This is a genomic window from Geminocystis sp. GBBB08 (assembly GCF_016743215.1).
GTDB lineage: Bacteria > Cyanobacteriota > Cyanobacteriia > Cyanobacteriales > Cyanobacteriaceae > Geminocystis.
Genome location: NZ_VRZC01000073.1, coordinates 1 through 17800 on the forward strand (window position 1 = coordinate 1; position 17800 = coordinate 17800).

Below are 17800 nucleotides of genomic sequence, written 5' to 3' on the forward strand. Positions count from 1 at the left end.
CTTCTAATTCAAAGAGAATAACTCGTTCAATTTTGGCAGGATAATCAGAAGTGCGAAGACGCTCAATTAATACCTCATCCCCCTCAATATACTTAGCTTTACCCCAAATTTTTATTCGTTTACGATGACGATAATCCATTAAAAAAATGAAAGCCTTATCTCCTGATGACAAATTACCAATGGTGATATATTGCAAATTACCCGAATAATCAGCAAAGCCTAAAGTTTTCTCATCTAACACCTGTAAAAAACCTTTTTCACCGCCTCGAAACTGAATATAGGGATAGCCGTTAGATTGCACTGTACCTAAATAAAAGCCGTCTATTTCAGCGATAAATTCTTTTAACTGAGGGGTAATCTTATCATTCGTTGCCCCATTACTGATATAGCGTTCATAGGTTTCCCTTGAACCTCTTTCGGCTTGTGCTGCTTTAACTTCAGGAGTAAAAGCTATTTCTCCAAATTTTCTGGGCATTGTATCCTCTAAATAATTAAATAATTAATTGTTTATTACTCATTACTCATTCCTCATTAATTATCAATCCCAATCATACTGACAAAATGGGGAAAACTTTTAACACGATCGATCCAGCTTAAGACATGAGGATAAGGGGTGAGATCAATTTTACCATCTGAAGCAAGGGCAACATAAGGAAAAACTGCCACATCAGCAATGGTAGGATGGTTTAATTCTAACCATTCTCGATTACAAAGATGATTGTTAAGTTGTGTCAAGATATACTCCGCTTTTTGATTAGCACGATCTAAATTAATACTTGTCGCTTTAAATAAATGATAAAGCCTTGCGGATTCTACTCCTTGACGAATTTCTCCGGCGGTAGTAGAAAGCCAACGAATCCCTTTAGCTAGAGACAAGGCATCTAAAGGCAACCATTGTTCATTGCCGTATTGTCTTGCTAAATAGACTAAAATTGCTTGGGCATCCGCTAAGATTGTTTCTCCATCTACTAAAAGAGGTACTTGCCCAAAGGGATTTAAAGCTAAAAATTGAGGTTGTTTATGTTCCCCCACCATTAAATCAACTTTAATCCATTCATAAGGTAAATTTAGTAAAGCTAACATTAACTTTACCTTATAGCTATTTCCTGAAAGTTCGTGACCATATAGTTTAATCATCGGTTAATTCTCCTTTTTTAAATATAAGTTATCCCTTAAAAAACAATTCAATGGTAATAATTCACGTTCGACAGGTAACATGAAAACTATTTCACAGATTAAGTCTTTTTCTGAGGCTCAATTTTTTTTCTGAGGGTAATTTTTCATTTTCTTTTAAATTAGTTTTTTATACCGAGCGTTCGGTATATTTACATATCCTACCGAACATTTGGTACAATGTCAAGGAGTAATTAAATTTGGTAAAGAAAGAATGGCAAAAGAAATTTATATCCCTTGTTTATTAAAATTGTTTCGACAGTACGGCTATGATGGAGCAACTTTGTCAAAAATCTCGACAGCGACTGGTTTAGGAAAAGCTAGTCTTTATCACCACTTTCCTGGTGGAAAAGATGACATGGTAAAATCAGTGTTAGATTATCTACAACAATGGTTATTGACATATATTCTTCCACCTTTACGGCAACAAGGAGATTGTCAAGATAAGTTAAGATTGATGGGCGATCGCTTATTAGAACTTTATGAAGGAGGAGCACAACCCTGCTTATTTGCTATTTTATTATTAGGATCAACTCGTGATTTATTTCATGATCAAGTCAAAGCCTTATTTTTGGTTTGGATTGAAGAAATGACTAAAGTATTTATGGAAACAGGAATTGATGAATTATTGGCAAAGGAAAAAGCCGAAGATATTGCGATCTCTATTCAGGGTTCATTAATTTTATCCCAAGCCTTAGATAGTTCTTTCCCTTTTCAAAGAGTCATCAAACAACTTTCAATTTAGCCCTCTTTTGTCAAACTAAGTTCTCACACCTGAAAATAAATCACACTTGTTATATAGTCATCCTATTTCGCCAAAACAACGTTTTCAAGATTGTATTAGAAGTTCAAAAGGTATCCATGTCTTTCCAGATCTAGAGAATGTTGGTAATGCTCCAGTAACTATTTGTGATGGTGTTTGGATTGGGGCTAATTCATTAATTCTCACAAGAGTTACCCTTGGAAAAGGATCAATAGTTGGTGCGGGTTCAGTAGTAACAAAAGATGTTTTAGAGATGATAATTGTAGCAGGAAATCCAGCTAGAGTTATTCGTAAGATCACAGAAGGTAGTTTAGATTAAACAATTTTTTTGAATAAAAAACCCATATATTGACAAGATTCTGGGGCATTGAGAATATCAGGGTTTTCCCCGTTGTAAAATTCTTGAATTAATTTTAATCCACAATTAGTGGCACATCTAATAAATTCATCTTTATTAAGACACCAACCTAAATATTCAGTATCATATCCATATTTATAAGCACGTTGAATCATAACATAGGAAGAAACTTGATAAATTACTGGTAGTCGGGTAATGAATAAATGCTCTTGTGTTGCTTCTGCTAATGCTTTTAAGATTGATTGCCAATCTTCTGAATAATGTAAAGAACAACTAGCGAAAATGAAATCATACTTTTGATTTAAACAACTTTCATCAGAATAAAAATGAGCTTCTGGAAATAAAGTTTGACCATATTCTGCTAAAACTGGTAAATCTTTACAGTGATAATTTATTTGTAAATCAGGGCATAATTTTTTACTTAGCAGATAATAATGACCTATTCCTCCTCCCCAATCTAACATTGAAATAGATGATTTATTTCTAGTACAAAAAGTTAAAACATAACCATAAGTCATGATCATATTGTGAAAAATTAAATTATCCCGTTTAGAACAATACCATTCAGGAGAAATTGCTAAAGGTAAAGTTCCCTCAAGATTTTCCACAAACCTTGCCCACATTTTTTGATAGGCTTCTAAAACTGATTCTACATTCCATCCTTTGATATTCGAGTCTTTTTTTTGTGCTTCCCAACCTTCAGGAATATATTGCCATTCTGGTTTTTCTAAAATGCTAACTATTCTTTTTACAGTACGCCAAAGAAGAGGAGGAGTCAAATCTTCCAAAATGCTTTTCATATTTTTTAACTTAATTGTTGATAAATATCAGTAACTGTTTTGATAATATACTCAATTTCTAATTCTGTGAGTTCAGGATATAAAGGTAAACTGACGATTTCTTGGGCTAATTTTTCTGTAATTGGTAAATAGGAACTTTGATGACGACATTCACCATAAGATTGTTGTAAATGTACGGGAATTGGGTAATGAATAATAGTATCTATTCCCTTCTCTTTTAATAATTCTTGAAACCGTGAGGGGTTTTTAACTCTGATTACATATAGATGATAGGTATGATAACAATTTAACGCTTCTGTGGGACAAATTATGCCTAAAGGCGAAAAAACTTCGGTATAACGTTTGGCGATCGCTCTTCTTTTTTCATTCCAACTATTAAGTAAAGGTAACTTAACATTAAGAATAGCGGCTTGAAGTTCATCTAAACGACTATTAAAACCCTTTATACTGTGATAATAACGATTTTCTTGACCATAATTACGCAACTTTGCCACGGTTTCGGCTAATTTGGAGTCATTGGTTAAAATTAAACCACCATCACCAAAAGCACCTAGATTTTTACTCGGATAAAAACTAAAAGCACCTAAATGACCGATTGTACCAGCCATTTTATCTTGATATTTTGCTCCTACTGCTTGGGCGCAATCCTCTATAACAAATAAATTATGTTTCTGTGCAATGTCAAGAATGGGTTTCATATCAACACATTGACCATACAAATGAACAGGAATAATAGCCTTAGTTTTGTCAGTAATTCTGCTTTCAATTAAACTAGGATCAATAGTGTAAGTCTGTTCATTAATATCAACAAAAATAGGCAAAGCACCAGCAAAAGTTACCGCCGATAAAGTTGGTACACAAGTATTAGATACCGTAATGACTTCATCCCCCGTCTTTATTCCACAAGCAATTAAAGATAAATGTAATGCTTCCGTACCAGAGCCAACTGCGATCGCAAAATTAGCCCCACAATAATTAGCAAAATTAGTTTCAAATTCTTGAACTTCTTTACCTAAAATAAACCAACCACTATCGAAAACATTTTGAGTGGCGTTATCAATAGATTCTTTAAGATTTTGATATTGTCTTTTTAAATTACCAAAAGGAATTTGCATTTTTGTAACTACTAATCTCATAAATATTTTAATATTTAACTTAAATACAAAGATAAATTTTCCTTGTAATAAGCCAATATTTTTGCAAAACCTTCACAAAGAGATATTTTTGGTTGCCAACCTGTCATTTGCCAAAATTTGCGATAATCACCGTAATAATCACCTATATCAATGCGTTTTTTTTCTGGTGGAAAAGGTATTACTTCATATTCACCACTACCATTTAACTCGATCAATAATTTGACTAAATTTAACAAATTAATTGGTTCTGAACCACCTAAATTATAGACTTGTCCGAAACATTCTTGTTTAGCACCAGCCCTTAATAAAGCCTCTACAACATCATCTACATAATTCATATCTCGAATTTGTTGCCCATCACCAAAAATTCTAATTTTCTCACCTTGAATAATTTGTCTGATAAACACTCCAATAAAACCTTGGCGATCGTGTTTTAGAAGTTGTCTAGGCCCATAGGTGTTAGTGAGACGTAAAGAAACAGTATTCAGATCATAGATATTATGATAAAGAGTATGATAAGCTTCACCAGCCATGTTATTAATACCATTAACATCGGTGGGATATAACGGATGTCGTTCATCTACGGGTAAATATTGAGGTTTTCCGTAAAGTTGGCGAGTACTAGCAAAAATTACTCTAATAGCTGGATTAAATTTACGACAGGCTTCTAGGATAAATACCTGAGCTTTTGTATTAATATCAAGATCCGTTAGGGGATCGATCATACTATCAATATGGCTTACTTGACCGGCTAAATTAAATAGATAATCTTGATTTTTGATTAAGTATTCTAGACTATAAGGCTCTCTTACATCGGAAAAGTTAATTTTTACTCGATCTTTGATGGGTTCGATATTAAATAAATTCCCCCCATAATCAGGAATCATGGAATCTACCAAAGTAACATTAGCTCCCAATTCTACTAAGCGAATAGCAAGATTACTACCAATAAAACCTAAACCACCGGTAATAACTACTTTTTTACTTTGATAAAATTGGTTGATTTCCATCATAATAAGATCTTGAATTAGAACATTAATACTTATTAGACAAACTAGAAAAAACTTGTTATCAGGAACAAAGGATCAATTTTAAACAATTTTTAAGTTAATTAAGTACTCATGCAAAATTAATTGTACAGGGGCAAGGGGTAACAAGGGGTTTAAACCTCTTGCCTTGCATTGTTAGCAAAGAAAGGTTTCAGAAAAATAAAATGCACAGTTAATTTTACTCACTTACTTATTGTATATTTTAACTTTTACTCCTTGCATAAGCACCCAATTTCAAAGCTCAAATTATTTCCCTACGGAGTATAAATAATATCTTCCTTTATATATTTCTTTTAAAAATAACATAAATCGGTTGTGCCAATGGTCTGAAGGTTTTAGAGGAAAAAAAATATTTTCAATTCCTTTATCAAAATTGCTATCTATTTTTTTTATGTCTTGATAAACTTTTTTCATTTCTTTTAAATAGGGCTTATAGATCAAGTTTTTGATATTTTTGCTAATTCTAAGAGGACAATATAGAGGTAAGTAAACCCATTTATCCCCATAAATTCTGAAACCTGAATAATGATAAAAAATTAGTGGCTCTGTTTCGATAAAAATTTGATCTTCTTGTTGTTGAAGGGAATATTGTGACACATTCCAAGGAGCTAATCCGGCCCCTAAACTTTGCACCACATGAACTCCATCAAAACGTTCTTGCCAATCATCAAGACACTTTTGATCTCCATAATTATCTTCGTCTGACTCATAACGTAACTCAAGACACTTTTCAAACCACCAATTAAGAGCAGTTAACCCTGAATCATTACGACGAAACATCATAAACTGTACATTAAAGCGACCATATTTCTGCTCTGGTTCTTGATACCATGAGAAGAAACGATGTTCAGTTAAGAATATTGAGGCGTTTGGATTTTCTTTAAAAATAGGTTCAAGGGGCGAAAAAAACATTAAATCAGCATCTAAATAAGTAACAGTTTCAACCTCTGGAAAATTGTTGAAAACGTATAAAATAGAAGCAGGTGCACAAGTAAAAAAGTATTCTATTCTAGGGCGAGTGGATTTGAATGCTAAAAGTCTTTCATCCTCAATTTCATTTAGAAGAACTAAAGTCACTTTTTCCAGATTCATTTTCGTTAGAATTTTATACATTAAGTCATCAAAACAAATAACCCAAAGATGAAAATCTTTTTCATTTCGTAATAAAGACCTATACATTACTAATCCACGAGTCAAGTAATTACTATCAAACAAAGTAACGTAATATCTCATATTTTGATTGATATTTTCTTAATTGTTTTAATCGGGCAAAAAAGTTTTCAATCTCAAATATTTTCCTTTGCGTAACCTCAGTTAATATAATAGAGTTTATAATTTTATAGACAAATATACATCTATCAAATAACTTTTTCAGGTGTTATCGGCGAATGGAATTACTCCTATTCTATTACTATTCTTTCTCTATTTATTTCTTTATTTTTTCTATTTTTTTCATTTTCATAAGCTAATCTTATGTTTTTTGTCGAATACAAGGAGCCGTGTGCGGTGAAAGTTGCATGCACGGTTCTGAAGGAGAGGTGCAGTTTAGCAATAAACACATCGACTCTAATAATCAAGCCCTAATTAAGTCGGAAGCTAGATGCGGTCAAAGTCGCACGTCCAGATTTAATAGAGAGGTGCGGTGGATAATACCACCCATCAACTCTACCATCTAGAGGATTAAGGGGAGTTAACCTTTAAGATTACCAACTAGATTTAACTACACCAGGTAACAAACCTTCATGAGCCCATTCTCTGAGAACATTACGAGATAATCCAAAATCACGATAGTAACCTCTAGGTCTTCCTGTCACCCAACAACGATTACGTTGACGATGGGGAGAGCTATTCAAGGGCAATCTTTGGAATTTACGTTGTAATTCAAATTTTTCTAAAGGATCACTAGCTTGATGAATTTGTTCTTTTAATTCTGCTCTTTTCTTGGCATATTTAGCTACTAACTTGGCACGTTTTGTTTCCCGTGCAATCATTGATTTTTTAGCCATTTAAACTATACTTAAATATTAAGTTACATATAAACACAACATTCTCTATCATAACTTATCTTTTAACAATTCACCATGTTATGTTTTGAATAAAATAATCCATTACTGGAGGCTTAAATTCAGTGTGATTTCTGCCTTTTCCCTTTTGCCCATTTATTACTATAAATTAGCAAATTTGGCGGAAATAAAAGGAATAAGATGACGATTTCTACTGTTTTCTTCTCCTTCAGTAAATACAATCAATAAATAGGGTTTATGATCAGGAATTTCGATATAAGCACAATCATGACGTACTTTTGATGTCCAACCTGCTTTTGACCATAAATTAGCATTATTTGGTAAACTTTGCCCTAAAAAACCATTTATTTGATTTTCTTCTTGATGATCATTTAAAGTTTTTTTACGCACATCTCTTTTTAACAAATCCATCATTTTTTGAGAAGCAGAAGAGGAAACGGCGATACCGCCAATAATGCTGTGAAATAATCTGGCAACGGCATTGGTGGTTAACATATTCCGATTATCATAAATTTCTCCCACAAACATTCTTTCTCTGCCATAAGGACCATCACACCATGTTTTTTGATTAACATTGATAGTATCTAATTCTTCCCACCCTAAAGATTGATAGTAACGATTAACAATATTTCTCTGATACTTCCATGTTTCAAAAGGTCCGATCGCCAATGTTGCTCCTGAAGTTGTACCACTTAATACATCAACAATTAAACTGGTGGCATCATTGCTAGAATCGACAATCATATCTCTAATTGCTCGATTTAATTCTGAAGATTCGGAAACCATGTTACTATGTAACCATTCTTCTATGGCCACTAGATAAAAAAGTTTAACAATACTTGCTGGATAAATTTTTTCTTCCCCACGATAACTAAAACCTGGTAAAGGGTATTGCCAAAATTCTTCAGGGGATAAAGCACCGCCTGTATTGACTATAACTGGTTGATCATAGACAATCCATGTTAAAGCTATTTGATTTTTGGCTAATGTCGGAAATTCTTGCCATGTAGCCTTAAGAATATTTTGAGCTTGATTAGTTAAAGTTTCATCAGGGGAAAAAAAAGCCATAATTTAGAATTAAGAATTAGGAGTTAGAAATTACGGGGCAAAAGAGTTATTCTACAACTATAAATTACTCATTATTTATCACTCATCTCTTATTATATCGAACATTAATGACTATCTTTGATTTATTACCTAAGTCTGATTCAGGGGAATATTTTTGTTTAGAAAACTTAAATTTATATGTACAATCTGATTCAGGGGAATTAGCTACCCAAGCAAAACAAGGCAGACAATTAAAAATTATCTCGTCATCATCGGTTCATCAGGCGATCGAAGTTTGTTTGTCTGAAGATAACTATAGGGGATGGTTATCGATTAAAGATTTAAAATATTTACAACCAGCCGTTAAACCTTATTCTCCCATAAGGATTTCGGCAGGGAAAATAGCTAGTTTAATACCTCAAGTAATTGAATTTACTCATCAAGCGATGAATACTCCTAATTATTATCTTTGGGGTGGGACAGTAGCACCTAATTATGATTGTTCAGGTTTAATACAATCAGCTTTCGCTAGTGTTGGGGTGTGGCTTCCCAGAGACTCTTATCAACAAGAAGTCTTTACCCAGAGAATTAGCCGTCAAGAGTTAATACCCGGAGATTTAATCTTTTTTGGCATTAAACGAGTAACTCATGTAGCTTTATATTTAGGTGATAACAGTTATATTCATAGTTCGGGGAAAGAAATGGGAAATAATGGTATTGCTATTAATCAACTTTGTGATGATGCTGATAAAGTTAGTCATAATTATTATCAACAAATTTGGAGTTATGGCCGAGTTTATCAGGTTATTTTTTAACCGCCAAATTATTTATCTTTCCTAAATAAATTAAGTAACGCACTAAATAGAAGTAACTATGTCATCGTCATCAATCTGGAAGCACAAGCCTTGGTGGTGTCAACCTTGGTCAATTCTGCTGACAGGAATAGGGATTATCACAGGAAGTTGGCTCTTGTTTCAGTTAATCTGGCTAACAGCTTTGTTTTTCACCTTAATCTGTCTTTGGTGGTTTCTTTTCCTGATCTTTATTCCCTATTTGTTCACAAAACAAGAAACTATTAAAATCGTCAAAACCGAATAATAAAGATGCTTTACTTAATTCCATTAAATAATTACGCTAAGAAACATTTAACTTACATTGTTTAATATTAGTCAAAAATCAAAGAAACTCTTAAGAATTGAGAATTGAGAATTTACCATTGCCCATTGCAAGAGTGCCTATTGCTTACCTTCCCTAGTAAACTTAGATGCTTCTGGAGCGTAATCATAATTTGGTGTTTTAATATGCAACTACTTGAAACACAATAGGTGCAACACCAGTATTTTTGACTCCGATGGCTCTTGCCGCTCCGGCTGATAAGTCGAGAATACGCCCTCGCACATGAGGACCTCGATCATTAATTCTCACTACTACCGAACGCCCATTTCTCAAATTAGTGACTTGAACTCTTGTTCCAAAAGGGAGGCTACGATGGGCCGCCGTAAAGTCGTGTTGATTATATCTCTCACCACTGGCGGTTCTGCGTCCATGAAATCCTGGTCCATACCAAGATGCTATTCCTTGAGCCGCTTTTCGGAAACTTTTAACCCCTATAAATGAGTTAATTTTATCATCATCAGTAGTAATTATCACTTTATTCTGAACTACCGTTAAAGGTGCCGCATTCCCCATTAATCTGCGAAGGCGATTGGTAGCTTGTAAAGCGTCATTGGTTACATTTTTAGTACTATCAGGCAAAATAATATTTTGGTTAATTCTGACTAATTCTTCTTCCTGAAATTTGAGAGAATAGTCTTTGGTGTTAGGATTCCAACTGAGATTGATTTGATTTGCGTCAATAGATTGTTGGGACAATTGATCTAAACGAAAAGCTAATTTTGTGGCACTTTCTAAAGCACTATGATCAGAAGTATCTAAAAATGTTAATAAGGGTATATTTTGAAAATGAAGGGTAACGGCGTTACGATTTTTGAATTGGTGGGGATAGAGTTTGACGGTAAGAAATTCTTGTATGGGGGCGATATAATTTTTTGCCATCACATTATTTACTGATGATAATGCAGTCTCATCTTGTGGTTGGTAATTGTCAGCTTTGACGGTAGAGCTAAAAAACAATCCGGTGAATGTTAATCCTACTATTGTTGTTAAAGCCGAGATTACAGCTTTTTTCCAAGTGTTGTTACGCATAATTTTTCTAGTAATTTAGGATAAAAATCTTATTAAATTAAGTGTTCCTTTGTTTACTCCTCGTAGTAAAAATTTAATATTTAAGCATATTTGCTTTTTAACTTAAACTAAATTAACATACTGATTTTATTTAATGGTTCACTATTTCTTATTAGTACCATTGTGTAGTATTATCATTGGTTATTATTGTTGACAAAACTAAAATTTATTGTCATAATTGAAAGTTTGTTATTTTTTCATCAAGGCATTTATCTTTTAAAAAACTAATCATTAAGAGCAAAATAAAAAGTTAAAAACAGATGTAAGTAAAAAGAATTTTTAATTTCAAGAGTAGGGATCTGTTTTTTGAGAACAAAGATTATCTTAATACTTAAATAATTGTACTTAGTTATTTTTTCATCGATTAAGGGCTTATTACCTTTTCAATAGGTTAAATTTTTCTCTTGATCAAAATCTCAATTCTTAAAAAGATTACCTCAACTTTATAATTTTTTTTTGCTCAAATTCAATAATGGTAAGATAATTTTTGTAGCAAAATGATCAATTTCGAGTAGTAAAATATCATAAGAAAATTTGATCAGTTTAAAGGATAAAATTATTTATATTTAGAAAACTTATCTAAGGTTAGAATCGAATATGGATTATAAAGAGGCTGGAGTTGATGTAGAAGCAGGTAGAGAATTTGTCAAAAAAATTACTGATAATGTTTCTAGTACCTATCGTGTGGGGGTTTTAGGCGGTTTAGGCGGTTTTGGTGGTTGTTTTGAATTACCAACGGGTTATCAACAGCCTGTCTTGGTTTCAGGCACTGATGGGGTAGGCACAAAGTTAAAAATTGCCCATGAATTAAATTGTCATGACACTGTTGGTATTGATTTAGTGGCGATGTGCGTTAATGATATTCTTACTTGTGGTGCTGAACCTTTATTCTTTTTAGATTATCTGGCAACGGGGAAATTAGACAGTAATCAATTAGCACAGGTTATTAATGGAATTGTTATCGGTTGTAAAGAAAGTGGTTGTGCTTTATTGGGGGGAGAAACAGCAGAGATGCCTGGATTTTATCAACAGGGAGAATACGATATTGCTGGTTTTTGTGTGGGAATAGTGGAAAAAAGTAAAATTTTAGACGGAAAGAAAATTCAATTAGGAGATGTGGCGATCGCCTTAAGTAGTAGTGGAATTCATAGTAACGGATTTTCCTTAGTCAGAAAAATTATAAACACCAGAGGATTAAGTTGGGATTATCAACCCTCAGAGTTAGGGGGAAAAACCTTAGGGGAAAGTTGCTTAACTCCCACTCGTCTTTATGTAAAACCAGTATTAGAGGCTTTAAAATCGGGGCTAGACATTAAAGCAATGGCACACATTACGGGAGGAGGCATTCCTGAAAATTTACCTCGTTGTTTACCGAAAGATAAAGCTATAGAAGTAAACTTAAATAGTTGGAGTATTCCGCCGATTTTTCAATGGTTAGCCAAAACAGGTAATGTTAATCAAGAAGCGATGTTAAATACTTTTAATTTAGGGGTGGGTTTTGTGGTGATAGTGAGGGAGGATAACGCAGAATCGGTGATGAAACATTTTAATCATTATGATCTTGAAACTAATATTATTGGTAGAGTGATCAATGGTGAACAAACGGTAATATTTAATTGATCGTTAACAAGTTTTTTAGAGGACAAAATAGTGACTGAGTCAGAAATTTTAGAGGATAAAAGGGAATTATCCGCCCTTAAACCTTTAAGTAGTAAAGAACAAATTAATCTTACTAAAAAAGGGAAAATTGTAATCGTTAGTTTACCATCTGTCAATAAAACTGAACCAAATCAATGGCAAAGAATTTTAGATGATTTTAAAATTAGATTACAAAAAATCGATAAATCTTGGTCATTAGGTACAAAAACTCACTTGCAAAGTTATGATCGCCTATTAGATACTAGACAAATAAGTGAATTAAAAGGTATTTTTGAGCAAATTGGCTTAAGCCTTGATTTAATTATCACTAGGCGAAGACAAACGGCGGTAGCAGCTTCTAGTGCGGGATATTCTGTACAACAAGAAACCGTGACAGATAGTTTAATCAGTAGTGAAGAAATCCCAAAAATTCAAGATTTAGCCGAACCTTTATACCTTAAAAATACCATTAGATCAGGTGTCGAAATTTGTCATCCTAGTTCGGTAATTGTATTAGGAGATGTTAACCCCGGGGCAACAATTTTAGCTAGTGGGGATGTCTTTATTTGGGGTACATTAAGAGGTATTGCCCATGCTGGTTATATGGGAAATCGTCAGGGATTAATTATGACGTTAAAATTAGAAGCGACTCAATTAAGAATTGCAGATTTAGTAGCAAGAGTACCAGATAATTCCCCTGATCAAAATATGGCAGAAGTTGCTTATATAAGTCAAGAAGGCATAAAAATTCATTCGGCTCTCAATTTCCTTCGTCTTCATGATTTCATTGCGTCAGAAAATTACTGGCAAAGAGCAAAGAATTTTTGAGTGTTAACAGAAACCTAACTCTATTCTTCATTGCTTTTACTGCTTTTTAAACAAATTATCATCATAGAAACTTGTCTGTAGTTACGAGCGATAGCTTCAGGAATAGAGCCTAATGTAGAAGTACCAACTACTTTATAATTTTCTATAGCCATTAATAATAACAAATCATCTGGTTGCATTTCTTGTAAAACTCGACGAGTAAAATTACCTTTTAATTGTTGAAAAGAAAGTCCAGTTAGACGATTATCAACTACAATAGATGAAGCACGAGAAGATACTAATAAAATATGTAGGTTGGCTTGTAGCTCATTAGCTAAAATTTTGCTTAAAATTAAGGCTTCGACAAAGCTAGAGGAATTATACTGAAAATCGGAGATAGCAAGTACAACCCTTTGGGTAGTTTTTATGGGTTCGGTAAAACGTGCTATTAAAACAGGTATAGGAGCTTTTTGGATAACATTGTCAATGATACTGCCAAAAAAATTATCTTTATAACTAGAAAAACCTTTCCAACCGCAAATGATGATATTAGCATCACATTCTTGATACACATGAAGAATACCTTGATCGATCGAACTTTCAATTCTGGCAACACTTTTGACATCGGTAGAAGTAGCATGGGCAATCATTTCTGCCGTTTCTAATAGCTGTGCTTGACGGATTTTTTCGCCTTTTGGAATTATGCCATTAACATCGGTGAGAATATGTAAAGGAAATAGTTTCCCTTTGGTGGCATTGACTAATAATAAGGCGAGATTCAATAAGTTATCCTCTGTATTAGGATTTGCTACTGGTACAACTACTCGATAAACGGGAGGTTTTTGTTCAACTTCTTCCCCATTATCTTTGATGTCGAGAGTTTCGGAAGGGGAAGATTCTTCGGCTTTAATTTGATCTGCCCATTTTGTTGTTACCCAAGGAGATACAATACAAGTAACTAAGATCATGGCGATCGTACCATTAACCGTTAACTCATCCACTAAATTGATTTGAAAAGCAACGGTAATAGCAGCTAAAGTTGAAGCCGCTTGAGCGACAGATAAACCAAACATCACCATAGTATTAGAGAAGGAAAAGTTAAAATATTTACCCACTCCCCACGCCGGGATAAATTTAGCCACGATGGAAACTACGATCATAGCACCAGAAACTACAAAAGATCGAGGTTCACTGATTAAAGTTTTCGGATTAACTAACATCCCTACGGAAAGCAAAAATAGAGGAATAAATAAAGTATTGCCAATGAATTGGATTCTATTCATCAAAGGGCTAAGTTGTGGAATCAGAGGTCGAATACTAATTCCTGCCAAAAAAGCGCCTATAATGGGTTCAATGTCAATTAATTTTGCTGCATAAGAAACCACAAACAAAGTTAGGACGACGAAAGTAAATTCTGCCCCTTCATCTCTTCCAAAAGTCCGAAAAAACCATCTACCCAATTTTGGCACACCGAAAAGAGTTGCAAAGGTATAAATAGCTAAAGAAGGAATTAGAAATAACCAAAAACCAAGACTTAAACCTCCTTCACTAGCTCTGACGACTATAGTCAATACTAAAAGAGCTAAAATATTGACAATTAAAGTGCCTCCTAAAGTTATTGTCATCATCGGAGTGCGCATCAAACCTCGTTTACTGACAATAGGTAAAGATAAAAGAGTGTGAGAGGCAAAACAAGAAGCCACTAAAATCGCCGCTAAAAGATCATAACCGATAAACAACATTGCCCCCATGCCTAAAATCATCGGTACGGCAAAAGTACTTAATCCAAAAATCGTTGCTTTATCACCATTTTCCTTCAAGTCATCTAAACTGGTTTCTAATCCAGCCATGAACATTAAAAATAATAATCCAACTGTACCAAAAAGAATAATAGTCTTATCTCTAGCTAATAATCCTAAGCCGTGAGGTCCCACAATAATTCCTGCTACAATTAAGCCAACGATACCGGGTAGTTTAATTTTCTCAAATAAAATGGGGGCAATCAATAATACTCCCATCATTATTAAAAATACAGCAACGGGATCGGTAATGGGATTAGGAAGTTGGCAAAATAAATAATAGTTAGTCATAGGATTGAGGAATTTGTAGAGTTATAAATCAAGTTTGTAGTGATGGCTAAAGCCATTTATTCATGAGCCGATCAAGGCACAACGATCGCGCTGCACCACCTTTGGTGATCAAACTTCTATGCAAAAACATATATAGCAATCCTAAATCATTGGTGAAGAATTAAAGATTAGACTTCTTGCAGAAGTTGCGGTAATGGGCAATGGGCAATGGGCAATAGGCAATGGTAAAATCTTCATTCTAAATTCTAAATTCTAAATTTTTCAGGCAATAGTTATTAAAATTGATAATTTCTCACCTAAAATAGATTTTAATTTTTATTTTGCACTCGTGTCTATTAAAAAATAAATCTGTAAATCTTACTATACCGTCAAAGCTGATAGCTGATAGCTGATAACTGATAGCTAAAAAATTCCTAATTCCTAAAGATTGGGGCTAACTTACCACAAAATTTACTAATTTATTTGGCACAACAATTACTTTTTTGATAGTTTTATCAGCGATATATTTTTTAGCAATATCAGATTCTTTAGCGAAGTTTTCTAACTCCTCTTTATTAGCAGAAGCCGGGACAGAAATCGTGCCTCTAGTTTTACCCATTATCTGAATAACTAAGGTAATTTCATCCACAACTAAAGCATCATTAACTAAAGTTAACCATGATTGTAAATGCACTGATTCACTATTACCTAATAACTGCCATAATTCTTCACTAATATGAGGTGCAAAAGGTGCTAAAAGTAAAATTAAAGTTTCAATGCCTTCCCTAAAAACGGGAGAATTTTTAATATTAGTATCTCGCAAAGCATTACTTAATTTCATTAATTCTGATACCGCAGTATTAAACTGATAATCGCCGTTTAAGTCTTCAGAAATTTCTTTAATAGCAGTATGAATTGCTCGTCTTAAGTCTTTTTCTTCCTTACTTAAAGCATTTTTATCAAAGGTTTTATTTTTAGGTGAATTGGGATTATCAAAAAACTCATTTACTAATAACCAAACTCGATTTAAAAAGCGAAATTGTCCTTCAACATCCGCATCCTGCCATTCTAAATCTTTTTCTGGAGGTGCTTTAAATAAAATGAACATTCTTGCCGTATCTGCCCCATATTTAGATAAAACTACTTGAGGATCAACACCATTATATTTAGATTTGGACATCTTTTCATAAAAAGTAGCAACTGGTTCATTTGTTTCTTTATCCCGACACTCACCATTTTGATAAATAATCTGATCTACGGTAAGATATTTACCAGTTTGACGAGTTTTATACGTTAATCCTTGCACCATACCTTGAGTTAATAAACGCTTGAAAGGCTCATCAACATTAACCAAACCTCGATCACGCACTACTTTTGTAAAAAATCGAGAATAAAGTAAATGTAAAATAGCGTGTTCAATTCCACCTACATACTGATCCACTGACATCCAATCATTCACTTGATGGAAGTTAAAAGGCTCATTTTGATTAGTTGCGTCAGTATAACGGAAAAAATACCATGAAGAGTCGATAAAGGTGTCCATAGTGTCAGTTTCTCTTTTTGCCGATTTCCCACATTTCGGACAAGGTACATTAATCCAGTCGTCAATTTTAGCTAAAGGAGAAGCACCCCGTCCAGAAAATTCCACGTTTTCAGGTAATTTTACTGGTAAATCTGAACTAGGTACTGGTACTATACCACAATCTTTACAGTGAATGACGGGAATAGGACAACCCCAATAACGTTGACGGGAAATCAACCAATCTCTAAGGCGATATTGAATACGCTTTTTACCATAATCATTATTTTCCGCCAATCTGATTACCTCTTCTTTACCCTTAACTGAATCCATGCCATTAAATCCGCCAGAATTAATCATTATTCCTGAATCGGTGTAGGCTTCCAATAGGCAAATATCGGCGTTATCTGCATCATCTGGTAAAATTACCACTTTGATGGGTAAATAATTCTCTTTAGCAAATTTAAAGTCTCTCACATCGTGGGCTGGTACACCCATTACTGCACCGGTACCATATTCATATAATACATAATTAGCGATCAAAATAGGGATTTCTTCCCCAGTAAAGGGATTGACGGCTTTTCCCCCTGTTAATATACCTTTTTTGGGTTTATCTTCAGCAGTGCGATCGATCTCACTCTCATCACTTACTTCTGCAATAAACGCTTCTACCGCTTCTTTTCTATCTTCAGTGGTAATCACTTTAGTTAAAGGGTGTTCAGGAGCTAATACTACATAGGTGACTCCATAGACGGTATCAGGACGGGTTGTAAACACAGCTATTTTGTCATCTCTTCCTACAACAGGAAACTCTAAATAAGCTCCTACAGACTTACCTATCCAGTTTTCCTGCATAGTTTTAACTCGATCGGGCCAACCTTGTAGTTGTTGTAAATCATCTAACAGTTGTTCAGCGTAATCGGTAATTTTGAGAAACCATTGTCTTAATAGTTTACGCTCGACTTTTGCACCACTACGCCAAGAATAACCTTCGGAGTCCACTTGTTCGTTAGCTAATACTGTTTGATCGATGGGATCCCAGTTTACCGCAGCTTCCTTCTGATAAGCAAGTCCAGCTTCTAAAAATTGTAAAAATAACCATTGTGTCCATTTATAATACTCAGGAGAACAGGTAGCAACTTCTCTACTCCAATCGATGGATAATCCTAATTC

At 33.9% G+C, this 17800-nt stretch carries 17 protein-coding genes; 6 read left to right on the forward strand and 11 right to left on the reverse strand.

Going from position 1 to position 17800, the window contains the following annotated elements:
- Window positions 1-475 (reverse strand): pyridoxamine 5'-phosphate oxidase family protein (locus FWJ34_RS10885; protein WP_308255344.1); only part of this gene is annotated, 475 nt, incomplete at its 3' end.
- Between the two features lie 56 nt (window positions 476-531).
- Window positions 532-1137 (reverse strand): glutathione S-transferase family protein, encoded by a 606-nt coding sequence (locus tag FWJ34_RS10890; RefSeq protein ID WP_308255345.1) that lies wholly within the window; start codon window positions 1135-1137, stop codon window positions 532-534.
- A 208-nt stretch (window positions 1138-1345) separates the two neighbouring features.
- On the opposite strand from FWJ34_RS10890, the gene FWJ34_RS10895 reads away from it, so the two are divergent.
- Both FWJ34_RS10895 and FWJ34_RS10900 read left to right on the forward strand, forming a co-directional pair.
- Window positions 1346-1918, forward strand: coding sequence for a TetR/AcrR family transcriptional regulator (locus FWJ34_RS10895; RefSeq protein WP_308255346.1), 573 nt, complete (start codon window positions 1346-1348; stop codon window positions 1916-1918).
- A 46-nt stretch (window positions 1919-1964) separates the two neighbouring features.
- Window positions 1965-2255, forward strand: coding sequence for a DapH/DapD/GlmU-related protein (locus FWJ34_RS10900; protein WP_308255347.1), 291 nt, complete (start codon window positions 1965-1967; stop codon window positions 2253-2255).
- On the opposite strand, the gene FWJ34_RS10905 is transcribed toward FWJ34_RS10900, so the two are convergent.
- The 6 genes from FWJ34_RS10905 to FWJ34_RS10930 form a co-directional block, all read right to left on the reverse strand.
- A complete protein-coding gene (locus tag FWJ34_RS10905; protein ID WP_308255348.1) occupies window positions 2252-3094 on the reverse strand; it encodes a hypothetical protein in 843 nt (280 codons plus the stop codon). The two genes, FWJ34_RS10900 and FWJ34_RS10905, sit on opposite strands and share 4 nt — an antisense overlap.
- Before the next feature lie 5 nt (window positions 3095-3099).
- Entirely contained in the window at window positions 3100-4230 is a 1131-nt protein-coding gene (locus tag FWJ34_RS10910; RefSeq protein WP_308255349.1) for a DegT/DnrJ/EryC1/StrS family aminotransferase, read from the reverse strand.
- A gap of 14 nt (window positions 4231-4244) precedes the next feature.
- The gene (locus FWJ34_RS10915; protein WP_308255350.1) at window positions 4245-5243 is read right to left on the reverse strand and encodes an NAD-dependent epimerase/dehydratase family protein; all 999 of its coding nucleotides are present in this window, start codon (window positions 5241-5243) and stop codon (window positions 4245-4247) included.
- 282 nt (window positions 5244-5525) lie between these two features.
- Window positions 5526-6512 (reverse strand): glycosyltransferase, encoded by a 987-nt coding sequence (locus tag FWJ34_RS10920; RefSeq protein ID WP_396231854.1) that lies wholly within the window; start codon window positions 6510-6512, stop codon window positions 5526-5528.
- 470 nt (window positions 6513-6982) lie between these two features.
- Complete coding sequence (gene rpsN / locus FWJ34_RS10925; RefSeq protein ID WP_308255352.1) at window positions 6983-7285, reverse strand: 30S ribosomal protein S14; 303 nt, start codon at window positions 7283-7285, stop codon at window positions 6983-6985.
- A 159-nt stretch (window positions 7286-7444) separates the two neighbouring features.
- On the reverse strand, window positions 7445-8371 hold the full coding sequence (locus FWJ34_RS10930; protein WP_308255353.1) for a serine hydrolase: 927 nt from the start codon (window positions 8369-8371) through the stop codon (window positions 7445-7447).
- A 107-nt stretch (window positions 8372-8478) separates the two neighbouring features.
- Between FWJ34_RS10930 and FWJ34_RS10935 the strand changes: the two genes are divergently transcribed.
- Together FWJ34_RS10935 and FWJ34_RS10940 are read left to right on the forward strand one after the other, a co-directional pair.
- A complete protein-coding gene (locus FWJ34_RS10935) occupies window positions 8479-9165 on the forward strand; it encodes a C40 family peptidase (protein WP_308255354.1) in 687 nt (228 codons plus the stop codon).
- 58 nt (window positions 9166-9223) lie between these two features.
- Window positions 9224-9448: a DUF6737 family protein gene (locus FWJ34_RS10940; RefSeq protein ID WP_308255355.1), complete on the forward strand. Its 225-nt coding sequence runs from the start codon at window positions 9224-9226 to the stop codon at window positions 9446-9448.
- A gap of 198 nt (window positions 9449-9646) precedes the next feature.
- Here FWJ34_RS10940 and FWJ34_RS10945 read toward each other — a convergent pair whose 3' ends face one another.
- Window positions 9647-10555: a septal ring lytic transglycosylase RlpA family protein gene (locus FWJ34_RS10945; protein WP_308255356.1), complete on the reverse strand. Its 909-nt coding sequence runs from the start codon at window positions 10553-10555 to the stop codon at window positions 9647-9649.
- Window positions 10556-11191: 636 nt separating this feature from the next.
- Between FWJ34_RS10945 and purM the strand changes: the two genes are divergently transcribed.
- Both purM and FWJ34_RS10955 read left to right on the forward strand, forming a co-directional pair.
- Window positions 11192-12214, forward strand: coding sequence for a phosphoribosylformylglycinamidine cyclo-ligase (purM, locus tag FWJ34_RS10950; protein WP_308255357.1), 1023 nt, complete (start codon window positions 11192-11194; stop codon window positions 12212-12214).
- A 30-nt stretch (window positions 12215-12244) separates the two neighbouring features.
- Window positions 12245-13060, forward strand: a complete 816-nt coding sequence (locus FWJ34_RS10955; protein WP_308255358.1) for a septum site-determining protein MinC — start codon at window positions 12245-12247, stop codon at window positions 13058-13060.
- A gap of 20 nt (window positions 13061-13080) precedes the next feature.
- Here the strand turns inward: FWJ34_RS10955 and FWJ34_RS10960 are convergent, their stop codons facing one another.
- Together FWJ34_RS10960 and leuS are read right to left on the reverse strand one after the other, a co-directional pair.
- Complete coding sequence (locus FWJ34_RS10960) at window positions 13081-15129, reverse strand: cation:proton antiporter (protein WP_308255359.1); 2049 nt, start codon at window positions 15127-15129, stop codon at window positions 13081-13083.
- Between the two features lie 433 nt (window positions 15130-15562).
- Window positions 15563-17800: leucine--tRNA ligase (leuS, locus tag FWJ34_RS10965; RefSeq protein WP_308255360.1), on the reverse strand; the 2238-nt coding region annotated here is incomplete at its 5' end.